Below are 15,716 nucleotides of genomic sequence, written 5' to 3'. Positions count from 1 at the left end.
GGCCGATCAGATCGCGTCGAGGGCCGTGCGCAAGTCGTGGCGCAGGTCTTCGATGTCTTCGATGCCCACCGACAGGCGGATCAAGCCGTCGCCGATGCCTAGTTTTGCCCGCTGTTCGGCGGGGATGCTGGCATGCGTCATCAGGGCCGGGTGCTCGATCAGGCTTTCCACGCCGCCCAGGCTTTCGGCCAGGGCGAACACCTCGCAACGTTCGAGGAAGCGCCGCGCGCCCGCCAGGTCCGTGTCGAGGTCGATGGAGATGATGCCGCCGTAACCATCCATCTGGCGCTGCGCCAGCGCGTGCTGCGGGTGCGAGGCCAGCCCCGGATAAAACACCTGTTTGACCTCTTCCTGCTGCTCCAGCCACTGCGCCAGCGCCAGGGCGCTTTCGCAATGGCGCTGCATGCGGATGGCCAGGGTTTTCACGCCGCGCAGGGCCAGGAAACTGTCGAACGGCCCGGCGATCGCGCCCACGGAGTTCTGCAGAAAGCCCAGCTGCTCGCGCCATGCCGCCTGGCGTGCTTCCGCGCCGACGATGGCGATGCCGCCGATGATGTCCGAGTGGCCGTTCAAGTACTTGGTGGTCGAATGGACGACGATGTCGAAACCGTGTTCCAGGGGGCGCTGCACCAGCGGACTGGCAAACGTGTTGTCGGCCACGGCGATGATGCCCCGTTCGCGGCAGATGTCGGCAATGGCCCGCAGGTCGGCCAGTTTCAGCATGGGATTGGTCGGCGTTTCCACCCACACCATCTTCGTTTCCGGGCGCAGCGCGGCCAGCAGGTTCTCGGGATTGGTCAGGTCCACATACGTGAATGCGTGGCCGGCCGAACGGCGGCGCACGCGCTCGAACAGCCGGTAGGTGCCGCCGTACATGTCGTCGCCGGCGACGATGTGGCTGCCCGCGTCCAGCAATTCCAGCACGGAGGAGATGGCGGCCAGGCCCGAGGCGAAGGCGAACGCTGCGCTGCCGCCTTCCAGGTCGGCCACGCAGCGCTCCAGCGCCCAGCGCGTGGGGTTGTGCGAGCGGCCGTAATCGAGTCCCTTGTGCACGCCGGGACTGTCCTGCACGAAGGTGGAGGTGGCGTAAATGGGCGGCATGATGGCGCCCGTCGACGGATCGGGCGACTGGCCGGCGTGGATGACGCGCGTGGCCAGATGGCTCTTGCGGGGGATGTCTTGGCTCAAGATAAAGTCCTGCGTAAGTGGTTGAGGAGGTCGAAGCGGGTGATCAGGCCATAGAAGGCGCTATCGTCGGCGACGACGGCTGTCAGGCCCCGGTCCAGGGTGGCGCGCAGGGCGGGCAGGCCGCTGGTGGGCGCCAGGGTTTCGATCTGCGTCGTCATGGTGGCGCCCACCAGGCCGGCGAAATGCGCGGCGTCGCTCGACACATGCAGCAGCAGGTCCGATTCGTCAAGGATGCCCACCAGCTTGCCCGCCTCGATGACGGGCAGCTGCGCCAGGTCGCTGGCGCGCATGCGGTTGAAGGCGGTGAGCAGGGTGTCGCCCGGCGCCACGCTGACGACGTCGCCCTCGTCGTAGCGGCGCCCGATCAGGTCGCGCAGGTCGCCCGACGGCGGGCGCTGCAACAGACCCTGGTCGCGCATCCAGCCATCGTTGTAGACTTTAGATAAGTAGCGCGTGCCCGTGTCGCAGACGAAGGTGACGACGCGCTTCGGACTGGCTTGTTCGCGGCAGTACTTGAGGGCGGCGGCCAGCAGGGTGCCCGTGGACGAGCCGCCTAAAATACCTTCGGCGCGCAGCAGGGCGCGCGCGGAATCAAAGCTTTCCTGGTCGCTGATGGTGTAGGCCTGCGTGACGCTGTCCATGTCGGCGATGGATGGAATGAAGTCTTCGCCGATGCCTTCCACGGCCCAGGAGCCGCTCGTGTCGGACACCTTGCCGGACTCGATGTATTCCGTGAGGATGGAGCCTTGCGGGTCGGCCAGCACGAATTCCAGCTTCGGCTGCGTCTTGCGGAAGTAGCGCGTCAGGCCCGTCAGGGTGCCGGACGAACCGACGCCGACGACGATGGCGTCCACGTCATGGCCGCTCTGTTCCCAGATTTCCGGTCCTGTCGTCGTTTCGTGGGCCAGCGGATTGGCCGGATTGTTGAACTGGTCGGCGAAGAAGGCGCCCGGCAGTTCGCGCGCCAGGCGCGCCGCGTAATCCTGGTAGTACTCGGGATGGCCTTTGCCCACGTCCGAGCGCGTGGTGTGCACTTCGGCGCCCAGGGCTTTCAGATGCAGCACTTTTTCCGTCGACATCTTGTCGGGCACGACGAGAATCACGCGGTAGCCCTTGATGCGTCCGACGAGGGCCAGGCCGATGCCGGTGTTGCCGGCGGTGGCCTCGACGATGGTGCCGCCCGGCTGCAGGCGGCCGTCGGCTTCGGCCGCTTCGATGATGGACAGGCCGATGCGGTCCTTGATGGAACCGCCCGGATTCTGCGATTCCAGTTTCAGGAACAGCTGGCACAGGCCCGTGTCGAGCCTGGTCACTTCGACCAAGGGGGTATTGCCGATCAGCTTGTATAGCGCCGGCGGCTGGGGTGGGGATGGCATTCGATCATTCATGGTGGCTCCTGTTGGCGGAACAGCCGCTCCGGATCGTGTCCCGAGCCGCTTTCCGTGCCGCGCAGTGTAGGCCGGTGGACAGGGGCCGCGAACGAATGTTTTAATGCTTGCATATGCGCTCCGCGCATATGGACGGCGGCCTGCATCGTCCCAGTATGCGCCGTTTTTTCGCGCCATGCAGCGCTGTCGGCGCAGACATTAAGCTGCCGCAAGGCAGGCAAGGCGATTTATAATCACGCCTCGAAAAGATACTGAATAGTATTGCAATTTACTCAGACAGGGCAGGCGGCAGTGGCAAAACTTTATTTCCGGTATTCCGCGATGAACGCGGGCAAGTCGACGGCCTTGTTGCAAGTCGCGCACAACTACGAAGAGCAGGGCCAGCAGGTACGCCTGTACACGGCCGCCATCGACAGCCGCTACGGCGTGGGACGCGTCACCTCGCGCCTGGGACCGCAGCGCCAGGTCGATATCTTCCATGCCGATACGAATTTCCTCGACGATATTCCGCAGGTGGCGTGCCTGCTCGTTGACGAAGCGCAATTTCTCAGCACGGCCCAGGTGCAACAATTGCACCAGCTGGCGCAGGTAAAGGGCGTGCCCGTCATCTGCTATGGCTTGCGCACGGATTTCAAGGGCGAACCGTTCCCCGGCTCGGCCTACCTGCTGGCGCTGGCCGACGACATCGAGGAACTGAAAAATATCTGTACCTGCGGCAAGAAGGCCACGATGAATATCCGCGTGGACGAGCAGGGCCGCCGCATCAAGGAAGGCGAGCAGATCAGCATAGGCGGCAACGAGAGTTACCGCCAGGCGTGCGGGCGCTGTTTCTATTCCTGAATTACTCCACCGCCGGCGCGCCCACGTCGGCATCGTCGGACAGGGCCAGGTCGCCCCGCTCGAAGGCGGCGAGGATGTCATTGGCGCGCGCCACGTCGTGCTCGCGCACCAGCACGCGGGCGCCGCCGATGGCCGCGGCCAGCAGCATGTCGGCCTGCATGTGCTGGTCGTCCGTCAGCAGCACGTCGATGCCGGCGGCGGCCAGGCAACCGCGGATCACGTGGGCGTCCGTGGGAATCATCAGGCGGGCAATCAGAACGTAGTCGTTGTGCATCGTGGCTCCTGGCGGCATGGATGCGCCATCTTAGCACCCGCCGCTCTTTACAGCTTGAACACGTCCACCACCTGCGTCAGTTCCTGTGCCTGCTCCTGCAGCGCGCCGGCCGCCTCCGCTTCCTCCACCAGGGCCGCGTTCTGCTGGGTCACCTGGTCCATCTGGGCGATGGCCTGGTTGACCTGCTCGATGCCAGGATCAGGCTGACCAGGGCAAACGTGAAGACGGTGATCTTGCCGCCGACACTGCAGTGGCGGAGGGAGAGCGAAAAAGTGGGCATATGGTTTCAGTGCGTGTGGCTAAGGAGTCATCAGCAGGGCCATTCCTGGTCATGACATGACACGCGGGGAGGGGAGCTGTCGGGGAAGTGCCGCGCCAGGGCGGCTTGCCGGGCTGGCGGCCGTGCACGGGCCAGCGTGATTTCAGGGCGCGATGATAGCATGTTACTTGCGTTTTATTACTAAGTATTTCCGACAAGAATCATTATTTCGCGTAAAAACATCATCTGGATCAAGCGATGTGAAAACCGTATATTGACTTTCTGGCGTGGTATCTGGCGTTTTGCCGCGGTGCCCGTCGCGCCGGCGGCCAGCCGGGCGCGCGGGCGTGGCACTTGCTCACGGATGTTTCACTTTGTAATGAATGAAACGCCATCCTTAATCCGCGTTTAAGCTTCCAGGAAGAAACTGATATTCCATGGGAGACTGCCTGGCCGTATCCTGTAGAATAATATGCAGACCAGTCGTGTATTCCCCTTACTGTCTTGCTGGCAGGCGCACCCGCAGTCGCGCCGCCTGGAATTGATTTAACTAATTTTCGGAGAAGCCGATGAAGAAGCAAATGATGCTGGTCACCCTGGTGCTTGCCCTGTCAGCCCAAGCTGGCGCAGCCCAGACGGACAAGAGCGCCGCTCCTCCGCCCCCCATGAAGCCGCTGGCCCAGCAAACGCAGGCCGCGCTGTGGGCCTCGCGCGTCTTGACGCGCGTCCATTACAAGGCCATGCCACTCGACGATGCCATGTCGGAAAAGATCTTCGACCGCTATTTCAAGTCGCTCGACGCGGAAAAACTGTTCTTCGTGCAGGCCGACATCGACCGCTTCGCCCCGCTGCGCACCAAGCTCGACGATGCCATCACCAATGAAGACCTGACGGCGCCGTTCGCCATCTACAATCTGTACCAGCAGCGTTTCGACGAGCGCATGACGTATGCGCGCGAATTGCTGAAAACCAAGTTCGACTTCACGGCCGACGAAAGCTACCAGATCGACCGCGAAAAGGCCGCCTGGCCGAAGAATGACGAGGAAGTGCGCGACCTGTGGCGCAAGCGCGTCAAGAATGACTGGCTGCGCCTGAAGCTGGCGGGCAAGGAAGACAAGGCCATCCGGGAAACCCTGGACAAGCGCTACGAGAGCTACACGGCGCGTTCGCGCAAGCTCAACAGCGAAGACGTGTTCCAGATCTTCATGAATGCCTACGCCATGTCGATCGAGCCGCATACCAATTACCTGGGCCCGCGCGCCTCGGAAAACTTCGACATCGCCATGCGCCTGTCGCTCGAAGGCATTGGCGCCGTGCTGCAGACGCGCGACGAATACACGGTGGTGCGCGAAGTCGTGCCGGGCAGCCCGGCGGGCCTGTCGGGCAAGCTGAAGGTGGGCGACCGCATCGTTGGCGTGGGGCAGGGCGAAAGCGGCCCCATCACCGAAGTGCTGGGCATGCGCATCGACGACGTGGTGCAGCTGATCCGCGGCGCCAAGGATTCCGTGGTGCGCCTCGACATCCTGCCGGCCGATGCCGGCCCGGACGCCAAGCACGTGGTCCTGCCGCTGGTGCGCAAGAAAATCAGCATGGAAGAGCAGGCGGCGAAGAAATCCGTCATCGAAGTGCGCGACAACGGCGTCAAGCGCCGCATCGGCGTCATTTCCCTGCCCACCTTCTACCAGGACTTCGAAGCGCGCCGCCGCGGCGACAAGGATTTCAAGAGCGCCACGCGCGACGTGAGCCGTTTGCTGGGCGAGTTGAAAAAGGACAAGGTTGACAACGTCCTCATCGACTTGCGCAACAACGGCGGCGGTTCGCTGAACGAGGCCGTCGAACTGACGGGCCTGTTCATCGACAAGGGTCCCGTCGTGATGCAGCGCAATGCCGAAGGCAAGGTCGACATCGAAAGCGATACCAACGCCGGCCTGGCGTGGGATGGCCCGATGGGCGTGCTGATCAACCGGGGCTCCGCGTCCGCTTCCGAAATCTTCGCCGCCGCCATCCAGGACTACGGCCGCGGCGTCATCATCGGCGAAGGCAGCTTCGGCAAGGGCACGGTGCAGACCTTGTTCAGCCTGGACCGTTTCGGCGGCAGCGAGAAAGCCCGCTTCGGCGAGCTGAAGATGACGATCGCCCAGTTCTTCCGCATCAATGGCGGCACCACGCAGTTGCGCGGCGTCACGCCCGACATCAAGCTGCCGGCCATGTCGGACACGGACAACTTCGGCGAATCGAGCTACGACAATGCCCTGCCATGGGTGGCCATCAAGCCGGCGCCGTACTTGCCGACGGGCGACCTGAAGGAGATCGTGCCCCTGCTGGACAAGAAGCATGAGGCGCGCGTGGCCAAGGACAAGGATTTCCAGTACCTGCAGGATGACATCGCCCTCGTCGTCAAGCAGCGCAAGGAAAACCAGATCTCGCTGAACGAAACCGTGCGCCGCAAGGAGCGCGATGCCCAGGAAGCGCGCGCCAAGGCCCGTGAAAAACGCCTGATCGCGCAGATTTCCAATCCGTCCGACGACCTGGTGGTGATTCCCGATCCGAAGGACGTGCTGAAGGGCGCGAAAGCGGCCAGCAAGACGGCCAAGCAGATCGCCGCCGTGAAGGGCGCGCTGCGCACCGACGACGGCTTGCAGGGCGACGAGCGGGCCTTGAGCGCCGAACTCGATGCCGAGACGGCCGCGAAGAGCGCCAAGGACGTGCTGCTGAACGAATCGGCGCGCATCCTGGCCGACGAAGTGGCGCTGATCAAGGCCGACACGCGCCTGGCGGCCAAGGTGCTGCCGTATGGCGCCGCTGCCGACGCCAAAGCCACGCCGGTGGCTGCGGCGAAGTAGGCAGGCAGGGGAGGGCGGCGCGGCGGCCAGCGCTCGCTCCGCCGCAGCGCCTTGCGCCTAGCCCGGGACGGGGCCGGACCAGCGGGTCCGGCCCCGTTTTTTTTGGCGCGCTGGCCGCAGTTATTGGCTCAGTGTATTTCTGTTATTTCAACAATCAATTGGCATGATATGCCGCGATGCAGCATAATTCACTCGTCTCCTCTATTCTCCTCCAAGAAAATAGATTCAGCCCGCTCTCGCAGCGGGCTTTTTTTTTGCCCCGGATTTGCTTCAGTTTTGGCGCGGCGGCAATTGCACGTCGGGCTGGGTGGCCAGCAGGGCCGTGATCCAGCCCGTAAACGCCTGCAGCTTGGGCGTGGCCAGGCGGCCTTGCGGCGTCAGCAGGGACATGGGCATGGGCGTCGGCGGATGATCCGCCAGCACGGCCACCAGCGCGCCGCTGTCGAGGTATTCGCGCACCTGGTACACGGCCGCCTGGGCCAGTCCCAGTCCTTGCAACGCGCAAGCGACGCTGGCATCCGCGTCGTTGACGGCGATGGGGCCGGTCATTGGCACGCGCACCACCTCGCCGTCCTGCTGGAAATCCCAGTCGAAGGCGCGGCCCGTGCGGCCCGAGTAATGCATGATGCCCCGGTGTGCGGCCAACTCGGCCAGGGTCTGCGGCGTGCCGTGCCGCGCCAGGTAGGCGGGCGCGGCGCAGGTGACGAAGCGCATCAGGCCGATCTGCCTGCCGATGAAGGCGGAATCCTGCAAGTCACCCACGCGCAGGGCGCAGTCGATGCCTTCCTGTGTCAGGTCCACCAGGCGGTCCGTCAGGCTCAGCTGCAATTGCACCTCGGGATAGGCGGCGTGGAAGTGCGCGACATGGGGAATGACGAGGCGGCGGCCCACCGTATTGGGCAGGTTGATGCGCAGCAAGCCGCGCGGTTTCTTCGCTTCCGGGCCGCGAAACGCCAGTTCCGCCGTGTCCACGGCCCGCAGGATGTCGATGCAGTGGCGAAAGTAATCGGCTCCTTCCGGCGTCAGCGACAAGCGGCGCGTGGTTCGCTGCAGCAATTGCGTGCCCAGGTAGGCTTCCAGCTTTTGCAGGGTGGCCGTCAGCGCCGCGCGCGGCAGATTCAAGGTTTCGGCCGCCTTGGAAAAACTGTTGGCCTCGACGATGCGCACGAAGGTCTGCATGGCCTTGATCTTGTCCATGGGGGCAGGCTTTCTGTGGAATTGTTCATCTAATGTGAAAAGTGTAGGGGGATTATGCCCTAATTATCTTGGGCCCGGCTTTGCCTAGAATAGACCCATCCCTAACGAACCGAGGAAATAACATGAACAAGGCCTCTTCCCGCGCAGCAGTGTCTGCTCCCCCCGACATTGCACCCGGCATGGTGTTGCTGCTGGCCATCGCTTCCGGCCTCATCGTCGCCAACCTGTACTACGCGCAAACCCTCGTCGGCCCCATCAGCGCTTCCACGGGCTTGTCGGCCAAGGCGGCCGGGCTGATCGTCACCCTGACGCAAGTGGGCTATACCCTGGGCCTGCTGTTTATCGTGCCGCTGGGCGACTTGCTGGAAAACCGCCGCCTGATCGTCACGGCCCTGCTGGTGACGGCCACGGCGCTCGTGGTGGCGGCCCTCTCCACGGGCGCCATCGTCTTCCTCGCCGCCGCGCTGGCCATCGGCCTCGGTTCCGTGGCGGCGCAGGTGATCGTGCCGTTTGCCGCTCACCTGTCGCAGGAAGCGACGCGGGGGCAAACCGTGGGCAAGGTCGTCAGCGGCTTGTTGCTGGGCATCATGCTGGCCCGTCCCGTGGCGTCGCTGGTGGCGGCCCATGCGAGCTGGCACGTGGTGTTCGGCGGTGCCGCCATGCTGATGCTGGCGCTGGCTGCCGTGCTGCGCCGCGCCTTGCCCGTGCGCCAGCCCGTGGCTAGCATGAAATATCCTGCCCTGATGGCCTCGCTGTGGCATTTGCTGCTGGGCACGCCTGTGCTGCGCCGCCGCGCCGCCTACCACGCGGGCCTGTTCGGCGCCTTCAGCCTGTTCTGGACCGTCACGCCGCTGGTGCTGGCCAGCCCCGCGTTCGGCCTGTCGCAAACGGGCATCGCCATCTTTGCCCTGGTGGGCATGGCCGGCGCCGTCGCTTCGCCCATCGCGGGCCGCCTGGCCGATGCGGGCCATACCTTGCCGGCCACGGCCGCCGCGCTGGCGCTGGGCATCGTCGCCTTCGCCTTGCCGATGCTCGCGCCCGAGTCGAAACACGTGGCGCTGGGCTTGCTGGTGGCGGCTTCCATCGTGCTCGACATGGGCGTGGCGGCCAACCTGGTGCTGGGCCAGCGCGCCATCTTCAGCCTGGGCGCGGAAGTGCGGGGCCGCCTGAACGGCCTGTATTTTGCCCTGTTCTTCGCGGGCGGCGCGGCCGGCTCGGCCGTCGGTGCCTGGGTGTATGCCAGCTATGGCTGGCAGGCAACCTTGCTGACTGGCATGGCGTTCCCGGGACTGGCCTTGCTGGTATGGCTGGGGGAATTTTTGCCGCTGGCGGCGCGCCGCACGGCGTGAAACCGTGATGGCGCCTCATTATCACTGGTGGATATTTCTATCATCATGAATATAAAGTGGCGTGATATGCCGCGCTGCCGCATCATGCACCTGTCTCCTCTATCTCCTCCAAGGAAATAGATTCAGCCCGCTCCCGTAGCGGGCTTTTTTTTGCCTGTTCCCATCAAATCACCACGAGATCGAGCGCGCGCATGAAATTGGCCGCCTGCGCATGCGTGATGACGGCGCCCTTCAGCAGCGCCGCTTCGCTTAATTTAAAACCGTCGATGTCGGCGCCGCGCAGGTCCGCGCCCTGGAACTTCGCCAGCTTGATGGTGGCATTGCGCAGGCTGCCCCCTTCGAAGACGGCCTCGCGGAAATCGCAGCCGGCCAGGTAAGCGTCGGAAAAGTCCAGCTGTTTCAATGTCGCCTTGCGGAACGAGAAGCCGCGCAGGTCGGCACCCACCAGCAGGCTGTCTTCGAAGCTGAGGCCCAGGTGGGCCACTTCCTCGAACGAAGCGCCCGTCAGCTTGCAGCCGCGGTAGGTGACCGAGGCCAGCTTGGCGCGCCGCCATTTCGTGTTGTTCAGGTCGCAGCCTTCAAAGCTGGCGTCGACGGCGTCGACGGATTCGAAGTCGGCGCTGCCGGCGCGGCAGCGGCGCCAGGTGCTGCGCGCCAGCTTGCTGGCAAATAAATTCGTGTCGGCAAAGGTGCAGCGCTCAAACGTGCAGCCCTGCAAGTCGAGGCGCGACAAGTCTTCGCCGTCGAACGCGCAATCGATGAAGTGGCGCACCGGCAAGGCCAGCTGCTGCTCCATGCCGGCGCGGTCCAGGGTCATGCCATTTACTGCGGTGTCGTGTGTTGCCATCCGTTATATTCCTCATCAAGGCAGGGGAGGGATGGCGCGGCGGGAAGGATGCACGAACCAGACCACTTCCCCGGCCGGTGTCATAGCCAAAGGTCAGCGCCGTGGGTCCGCGTGGGCGGGAGCATGCCGGACGGTGCCGGGCACTTACCGGGTTACCAACCGGTGCGCTCATTTTCGATCTGGGCGTATTGTAGCGTGTCCGAATCGCGCTTGCCAGTTTGCGCAAGCCCGGGTTAGTATCGTTGCAGGCGCAGCCACTGCGCCAACGTCGCTCGGACGGATCCGGGCGCTTACGTAAAGATATCTACCATGACCGACAGCCAAGCTCCGCGCAGCTTTTCGCGCATCAATCGTCTTCCCCCCTACGTTTTCAATATCACCGCCGAACTCAAGATGGCCGCGCGCCGCCGTGGCGAGGATATCATCGACATGTCGATGGGCAATCCCGACGGCGCCACCCCGGCCCACATCGTCGACAAGCTGATCGACACGGTGAAACGTCCCGACACGCACGGCTATTCCGCCTCGAAAGGCATCCCCCGGCTGCGCCGCGCCATTTCCCACTGGTACAAGAAGCGCTACGACGTCGACATCGACCCGGACAGCGAAGCCATCGTCACCATCGGCTCGAAGGAGGGCCTGGCGCATTTGATGCTGGCGACCCTGGACCGGGGCGACACGGTGCTGGTGCCCAATCCCAGCTACCCCATCCATATCTGGGGCGCCGTCATCGCCGGTGCCGATATCCGCTCCGTGCGCATGGGGCCGGGCGTGGATTTCTTTGCCGAACTGGAACGGGCCATCCGCGAAAGCTATCCGAAACCGAAGATGATGGTGCTGGGCTTCCCGTCGAATCCGACGGCGCAATGCGTGGAGCTGGAATTCTTCGAGCGGGTGGTGGCACTGGCCAAGCAGCACAATATTTTGGTGGTGCATGACCTGGCCTACGCCGACATCACTTTCGATGGCTGGAAGGCGCCGTCCATCATGCAGGTGCCCGGCGCGCGCGACGTGGCGGTGGAATTCTTCACCATGTCGAAAAGCTACAACATGGCGGGCTGGCGCATCGGCTTCATGGTGGGCAATGCGGAACTGGTGGCGGCCCTGGCGCGCATCAAGAGCTACCACGATTATGGCAGTTTCACGCCCGTGCAAGTGGCGGCCATTGCCGCGCTGGAAGGCGACCAAAGCTGCGTGGCGGAGATCTGTGCCCAGTACCAGCGCCGCCGCGACGTGCTGGTGAAAGGCTTGCATGAAGCAGGCTGGATGGTGGAGAAACCGAAGGCGTCCATGTACATCTGGGCGCATATCCCCGAGGCTTACCGCCACCTGGGTTCGCTGGAGTTTGCCAAGCTGCTGCTGGAAAAAGCGAGGGTCAGCGTGTCGCCCGGCATCGGTTTCGGCGAATACGGCGATGAATACGTGCGCTTTGCCCTGATCGAAAACGAGGCCCGCGTGCGGCAAGCGTTACGCGGGATCAAGAACATGTTGCGTGCCGGCGACGGGAAAACGGAGGTGGTAGCATAAAGGTTGCCGTAGGGCATTACTCCTCGCCCTTAATATCACTGCCGCGTATTTCTGACATCACGAATATAAAGTGGTTTTATATGCTGCAACGCGGCATCATGCACTTGTCTCCTCTATCTCCTCCAAGGAAATAGATTCAGCCCGCTCCCGTAGCGGGCTTTTTTTTGCCTGTCGCTGCCAGCGGCGCCGGGATGCGCGCGGATTCAATGTGATCCGGCCCGCTTCGACACGCTTATCGCTTAACATGGCGACATGTACGCTACCTTCACCCGGGAATTACTTTGATGATTCCTCTTGGTCGCGCCGCCGCCCTGCTGGCGCTGCTGGCGCTCGGTGCCTGTGCGGAGCAACGGCACCCGCTCGACCGCTACCTGGCCCAATTGCGCCCGGACACGCCGGTAGCGCTGCCCGGGACGGCCTGGCCGGCCGGCACGCTGCTGTGCCCGCTGGCGCCGTATCAGAGTGAACTGCACGGCGCGGCGCCGTTGGCGGACCGGGTCAACGCCTTCCTGAAGCAACAGCGGTACCAGGGCGATGAGGGGCACTGGTCGCTCGTCGTCGTCAAGCCGGTGCCTGCGGGTGACGCTGGCATCGAGCAGTTGGTGTTCAAGCGCGGAAACTATGACGTGATCAACGATCCGCAACTGATCCGGCGAGATGCGCAGGCGATGCCGGCGGGGTTTGCGCCGCAGGCCTGCGTGAGCGTGGAGCAGGCCCGCGTGCTGGCCACGCGCGCGCCAGGGTCCCGGCGAACGCTGATCGTTTTTGGATCGGCATGACCGAGATATTGATAAAGCATATTTCTATCATCACAACATACAATTAGATTTATATGCTGCGACGCGGCATCATTGCACCTGTCTCCTCTACTTCCTCACAGGAATTAGATTCAGCCCGCTCCCGCAGCGGGCTTTTTTTTGCCCTTTTTTAAGCGGCTGGCCCTGCGCACGCTTGCTTGTCATTGCGCCATCGTGTTGCTTTTGTGCATGCTAAACTGGGTTGTCCCCCGAATAAGGTTGCGCCCATGCTAGATCTCTTCCGCCACACGCTGGAGTCCACGCCCATCATGGCCCTGTTTCTTGTCATCGGCGCCGGCTATGCACTGGGGCGTATCAGCGTGTTCGGTTTTTCGCTGGGCGTGGGCGGCGTGCTGTTCGCGGGGCTGGCGCTGGGCGCATTCGCTCCCGGTTCCGTGCCGCCGCCGCTGGTCGGCTCCATCGGTCTGCTGCTGTTTCTGTATGGCATAGGCGTGCAGTACGGCGTGCAGTTCTTCGCCGGCTTGCGCGGCGCGGGGCAAAAGCACAACCTGATCGCCTTCCTTGCCGTCATGGGCGGCCTGGCCGTCTCCGTCTGGGGCGGGCAGTGGATCGATATCTCGCTGCGCATGGCCAGCGGCGTGTTTGCCGGCGCCATGACCAGCACGGCCGCCCTGCAGGCGGCGCTGGAAGCATCGCACGGCAATGGCGATGCGGCCGTCGGCTATGCCGTGGCGTACCCGTTCGGCGTCGTCGGTCCCATGCTGGGGCTGTACCTGGCGGGGCGCATCCTGAAACCCGTGCTGACGCCGCCACCCGCGCCCATCATCGTGTCGGAAATTACCATCGACGCGGCCAAGCTGGCGGGCGCGGCCCTGTCGGAACTGGCCGACGGTCCGCTGGCGGGCGTGCAGGTGATCGGCGTGCGCCAGGGCCACCAGAACCGCTTGCCCGACCCCGGACTGGTGATCGGCGTGGGCGACGCGCTGATGGTGTCGGGCACGGTCGAGGGCGTGGAAGCGGCGCGCACGGCGCTGGGCCACCTGGACCCGGGCCGGCTGATGAAGGACCGCAGCGATTTCGACGGCAATGAAGTGTTCGTGTCGGATGCGGAAATCGTCGGCGTGCCCTTGGGCGAGCTGAATCTGTCGAAAGACTTTCCCCTGCAGATCGCCTTCATCCGCCGCGGCGACGCCATGATCCTGCCGCACCCGTATCTGACGCTGGAATTCGGCGACCGCGTGATGGCCATTGCCCCGGCGAAATACGCTGCCGACGTGCGCAAGCTGTTCGGCAACTCCATCACGGCCACGGCCGAGTTCAGCTATGTCTCGCTGGGCATGGGCATGGTGCTCGGTGTGTTGTTGGGCCTGGTGCCTATCCCCTTGCCGTGGATAGGCTCGTTCAGCCTGGGCCTGGCCGGCGGCCCGCTGGTGATGGCGCTGATCCTGGGGCGCCTGGGCAGGGTGGGCAAGGTCAGCTGGCGCCTGCCCCTGTCGGCCAACCTGGTGATGCGCAACTATGGCTTGACGATCTTCCTCGCCGCCGTCGGCATGGCGTCCGGCTTGCCCTTCGTGCAGCAGGTGGGCGCCGACGGCTTGCCCATGCTGGCGCTGGGGGCCGTGACGGTGCTGGTGGTGGTGGCCATCGTCGTGATCCTGGGCAAGGTCTTCCTGCGCCTGCCGTTTCCCGAGCTGCTGGGCATTGCGGCCGGCGCCACGGGCAACCCGGCCGTGCTGGTGTTCGCCAACCGCCTGGCCAGGTCGGACCGGCCCAACCTGGGCTACGCCATGATCTTCCCCAGCATGACCATCGTCAAGATCGTCGCCGTGCAGGTGCTGCTGCATCTGTATGGCTGATCTTGCTCAAGCACCGCTGCTTTTTGCCTGCATCTCCCTGCCGCGCCAGCGCGCCGCCCCCTGAAAAGAGGGCTGGCGCTGCTGCCATTCTGTTGTACAATCCTTGAGAACGGTCGTGCTTTTTTGTGCGCTGAGCTTCCTTGCGTGCAGGCATCACGGCAACTCATAAGAACAAGGAGACAGACATGGACCTGCATTACACGGCCGGGGAGACGGCGTTCCGCGACACGGTGCGCGCCTTCCTCGACACCCATCTGCCGGCGGACCTGCAGCGCAAGGTGCGCCAGCATCTGCGCCTGAACCGCGACGATTACGTGCGCTGGCACAAGATTGTCGCAAAGCAAGGCTGGGCCGCGCCGGCCTGGCCCGTCGAATACGGCGGCACGGGCTGGACGGCCGTGCAGCGCCACATCTGGGAAGACGAGTGCGCGCGCGCCGCCACGCCGCCCATCCTGCCCTTCGGCGTCAACATGGTGGCGCCCGTCATCATGGCCTTCGCCAACGCCGAACAAAAAGCATACTATCTGCCGCGCATCTTGAACTGCGACGACTGGTGGTGCCAGGGCTATTCCGAGCCAGGTGCCGGTTCCGACCTCGCCTCGCTGAAAACCACGGCCGAGCGCGACGGCGACCACTACATCGTCAACGGCCAGAAAACCTGGACCACCTTGGGCCAGCACGCGGACATGATCTTTTGCCTGGTGCGCACGGACAGCACGGTGCGCAAGCAGGAAGGCATCAGTTTCTTGCTGATCGATATGAAAACGCCGGGCATCACCGTGCGCCCCATCATCATGCTCGATGAAGAGCATGAAGTGAACGAAGTCTTCTTCGACAATGTGCGCGTGCCCGTCAGCAACCTGGTGGGCCAGGAAAACAAGGGCTGGACCTATGCCAAGTATCTGCTGGGGCACGAGCGCACGGGCATCGCCGCCGTGGGCCGCTCGAAGCGCGAGCTGACGTTCCTCAAGCAGCTGGCCATGCAGCAAAGCAAGCGCGGTGCGCCGCTATTGCACGATCCCGCCTTTGCCGCCAAGGTGGCGCATGTGGAAATCGAATTGATGGCGCTGGAAATGACGGTCTTGCGCGTCATCAGCGAAGAGGGCAAGGGGCCGGGACCGCAGGCGTCGATGCTGAAGGTGCGCGGCTCGGAACTGCAGCAGCAGCTGACGGAACTGATGGTCGAAGCCATCGGCCCGCAAGCCTTGCCCTTCGATCCGGCTTTCCTTGACGGCAGCGCGCCGCACGGCGCGGGCGGCGACGACCTGGCCGCGCCGCTGGCCGCGTATTACTTCAATTACCGCAAGACATCGATCTATGGCGGCTCGAATGAAATCCAGAAAAACATCATCACGCAGATGATCCTGGGCCTGTAAGCCAGAAGGAGACG

Annotated in this window: 12 protein-coding genes and 1 pseudogene; 7 read left to right on the top strand and 6 right to left on the bottom strand. The window is 63.9% G+C overall.

The window, feature by feature from the left end:
* Positions 1-6: 6 nt before the first annotated feature.
* Together AC07VL_RS20355 and AC07VL_RS20350 are read right to left on the bottom strand one after the other, a co-directional pair.
* Complete coding sequence (locus AC07VL_RS20355; RefSeq protein WP_494807442.1) at positions 7-1,188, bottom strand: trans-sulfuration enzyme family protein; 1,182 nt, start codon at positions 1,186-1,188, stop codon at positions 7-9.
* The gene (locus tag AC07VL_RS20350) at positions 1,185-2,576 is read right to left on the bottom strand and encodes a pyridoxal-phosphate dependent enzyme (protein ID WP_494807441.1); all 1,392 of its coding nucleotides are present in this window, start codon (positions 2,574-2,576) and stop codon (positions 1,185-1,187) included. The genes AC07VL_RS20355 and AC07VL_RS20350 overlap by 4 nt, the downstream gene beginning before the upstream one ends.
* A 291-nt stretch (positions 2,577-2,867) precedes the next feature.
* Between AC07VL_RS20350 and AC07VL_RS20345 the strand changes: the two genes are divergently transcribed.
* Complete coding sequence (locus AC07VL_RS20345; RefSeq protein ID WP_034755172.1) at positions 2,868-3,416, top strand: thymidine kinase; 549 nt, start codon at positions 2,868-2,870, stop codon at positions 3,414-3,416.
* Position 3,417: 1 nt separating this feature from the next.
* Here the strand turns inward: AC07VL_RS20345 and AC07VL_RS20340 are convergent, their stop codons facing one another.
* Together AC07VL_RS20340 and AC07VL_RS20335 are read right to left on the bottom strand one after the other, a co-directional pair.
* Positions 3,418-3,690, bottom strand: coding sequence for a putative signal transducing protein (locus tag AC07VL_RS20340; RefSeq protein ID WP_494807440.1), 273 nt, complete (start codon positions 3,688-3,690; stop codon positions 3,418-3,420).
* Between the two features lie 47 nt (positions 3,691-3,737).
* A pseudogene (locus AC07VL_RS20335) lies at positions 3,738-3,884 on the bottom strand (methyl-accepting chemotaxis protein); the annotation flags it as partial.
* 634 nt (positions 3,885-4,518) lie between these two features.
* On the opposite strand from AC07VL_RS20335, the gene AC07VL_RS20330 reads away from it, so the two are divergent.
* Complete coding sequence (locus AC07VL_RS20330) at positions 4,519-6,792, top strand: carboxy terminal-processing peptidase (RefSeq protein WP_494807439.1); 2,274 nt, start codon at positions 4,519-4,521, stop codon at positions 6,790-6,792.
* Positions 6,793-7,062: 270 nt separating this feature from the next.
* On the opposite strand, the gene AC07VL_RS20325 is transcribed toward AC07VL_RS20330, so the two are convergent.
* Entirely contained in the window at positions 7,063-7,989 is a 927-nt protein-coding gene (locus AC07VL_RS20325; protein WP_494807438.1) for a LysR family transcriptional regulator, read from the bottom strand.
* Positions 7,990-8,111: 122 nt separating this feature from the next.
* Between AC07VL_RS20325 and AC07VL_RS20320 the strand changes: the two genes are divergently transcribed.
* Complete coding sequence (locus AC07VL_RS20320) at positions 8,112-9,338, top strand: MFS transporter (RefSeq protein ID WP_494807437.1); 1,227 nt, start codon at positions 8,112-8,114, stop codon at positions 9,336-9,338.
* 163 nt (positions 9,339-9,501) lie between these two features.
* Here AC07VL_RS20320 and AC07VL_RS20315 read toward each other — a convergent pair whose 3' ends face one another.
* Positions 9,502-10,185, bottom strand: a complete 684-nt coding sequence (locus tag AC07VL_RS20315) for a pentapeptide repeat-containing protein (RefSeq protein ID WP_494807436.1) — start codon at positions 10,183-10,185, stop codon at positions 9,502-9,504.
* Positions 10,186-10,494: 309 nt separating this feature from the next.
* On the opposite strand from AC07VL_RS20315, the gene alaC reads away from it, so the two are divergent.
* The 4 genes from alaC to AC07VL_RS20295 all read left to right on the top strand — a co-directional run bounded on the left by alaC (position 10,495) and on the right by AC07VL_RS20295 (position 15,702).
* Positions 10,495-11,712 carry an alanine transaminase gene (gene alaC / locus AC07VL_RS20310; RefSeq protein WP_494807435.1) on the top strand — a complete coding sequence of 406 codons (1,218 nt, stop codon included), beginning with the start codon at positions 10,495-10,497 and terminating at the stop codon, positions 11,710-11,712.
* A 284-nt stretch (positions 11,713-11,996) separates the two neighbouring features.
* On the top strand, positions 11,997-12,491 hold the full coding sequence (locus tag AC07VL_RS20305) for a hypothetical protein (RefSeq protein ID WP_494807557.1): 495 nt from the start codon (positions 11,997-11,999) through the stop codon (positions 12,489-12,491).
* 245 nt (positions 12,492-12,736) lie between these two features.
* On the top strand, positions 12,737-14,326 hold the full coding sequence (locus AC07VL_RS20300) for an aspartate:alanine exchanger family transporter (RefSeq protein WP_494807434.1): 1,590 nt from the start codon (positions 12,737-12,739) through the stop codon (positions 14,324-14,326).
* A 185-nt stretch (positions 14,327-14,511) separates the two neighbouring features.
* Positions 14,512-15,702 (top strand): acyl-CoA dehydrogenase family protein, encoded by a 1,191-nt coding sequence (locus AC07VL_RS20295; protein ID WP_494807433.1) that lies wholly within the window; start codon positions 14,512-14,514, stop codon positions 15,700-15,702.
* Positions 15,703-15,716: the final 14 nt, after the last annotated feature.

This window comes from Janthinobacterium sp. GW821-FHT03C08 (assembly GCF_059420905.1).
This window is presented reverse-complemented; position numbering and strand designations above follow the sequence as displayed.

Bases quoted from the DNA above. Each gene is read 5' to 3' on its own strand.
- alaC (WP_494807435.1), top strand. From the start codon at position 10,495: ATGACCGACAGCCAAGCTCCGCGCAGCTTTTCGCGCATCAATCGTCTT.
- AC07VL_RS20320 (WP_494807437.1), top strand. From the start codon at position 8,112: ATGAACAAGGCCTCTTCCCGCGCAGCAGTGTCTGCTCCCCCCGACATT.
- AC07VL_RS20295 (WP_494807433.1), top strand. From the start codon at position 14,512: ATGGACCTGCATTACACGGCCGGGGAGACGGCGTTCCGCGACACGGTG.
- AC07VL_RS20300 (WP_494807434.1), top strand. From the start codon at position 12,737: ATGCTAGATCTCTTCCGCCACACGCTGGAGTCCACGCCCATCATGGCC.
- AC07VL_RS20350 (WP_494807441.1), bottom strand. From the start codon at position 2,576: ATGAATGATCGAATGCCATCCCCACCCCAGCCGCCGGCGCTATACAAG.
- AC07VL_RS20330 (WP_494807439.1), top strand. From the start codon at position 4,519: ATGAAGAAGCAAATGATGCTGGTCACCCTGGTGCTTGCCCTGTCAGCC.
- AC07VL_RS20340 (WP_494807440.1), bottom strand. From the start codon at position 3,690: ATGCACAACGACTACGTTCTGATTGCCCGCCTGATGATTCCCACGGAC.
- AC07VL_RS20305 (WP_494807557.1), top strand. From the start codon at position 11,997: ATGATTCCTCTTGGTCGCGCCGCCGCCCTGCTGGCGCTGCTGGCGCTC.
- AC07VL_RS20325 (WP_494807438.1), bottom strand. From the start codon at position 7,989: ATGGACAAGATCAAGGCCATGCAGACCTTCGTGCGCATCGTCGAGGCC.
- AC07VL_RS20315 (WP_494807436.1), bottom strand. From the start codon at position 10,185: ATGGCAACACACGACACCGCAGTAAATGGCATGACCCTGGACCGCGCC.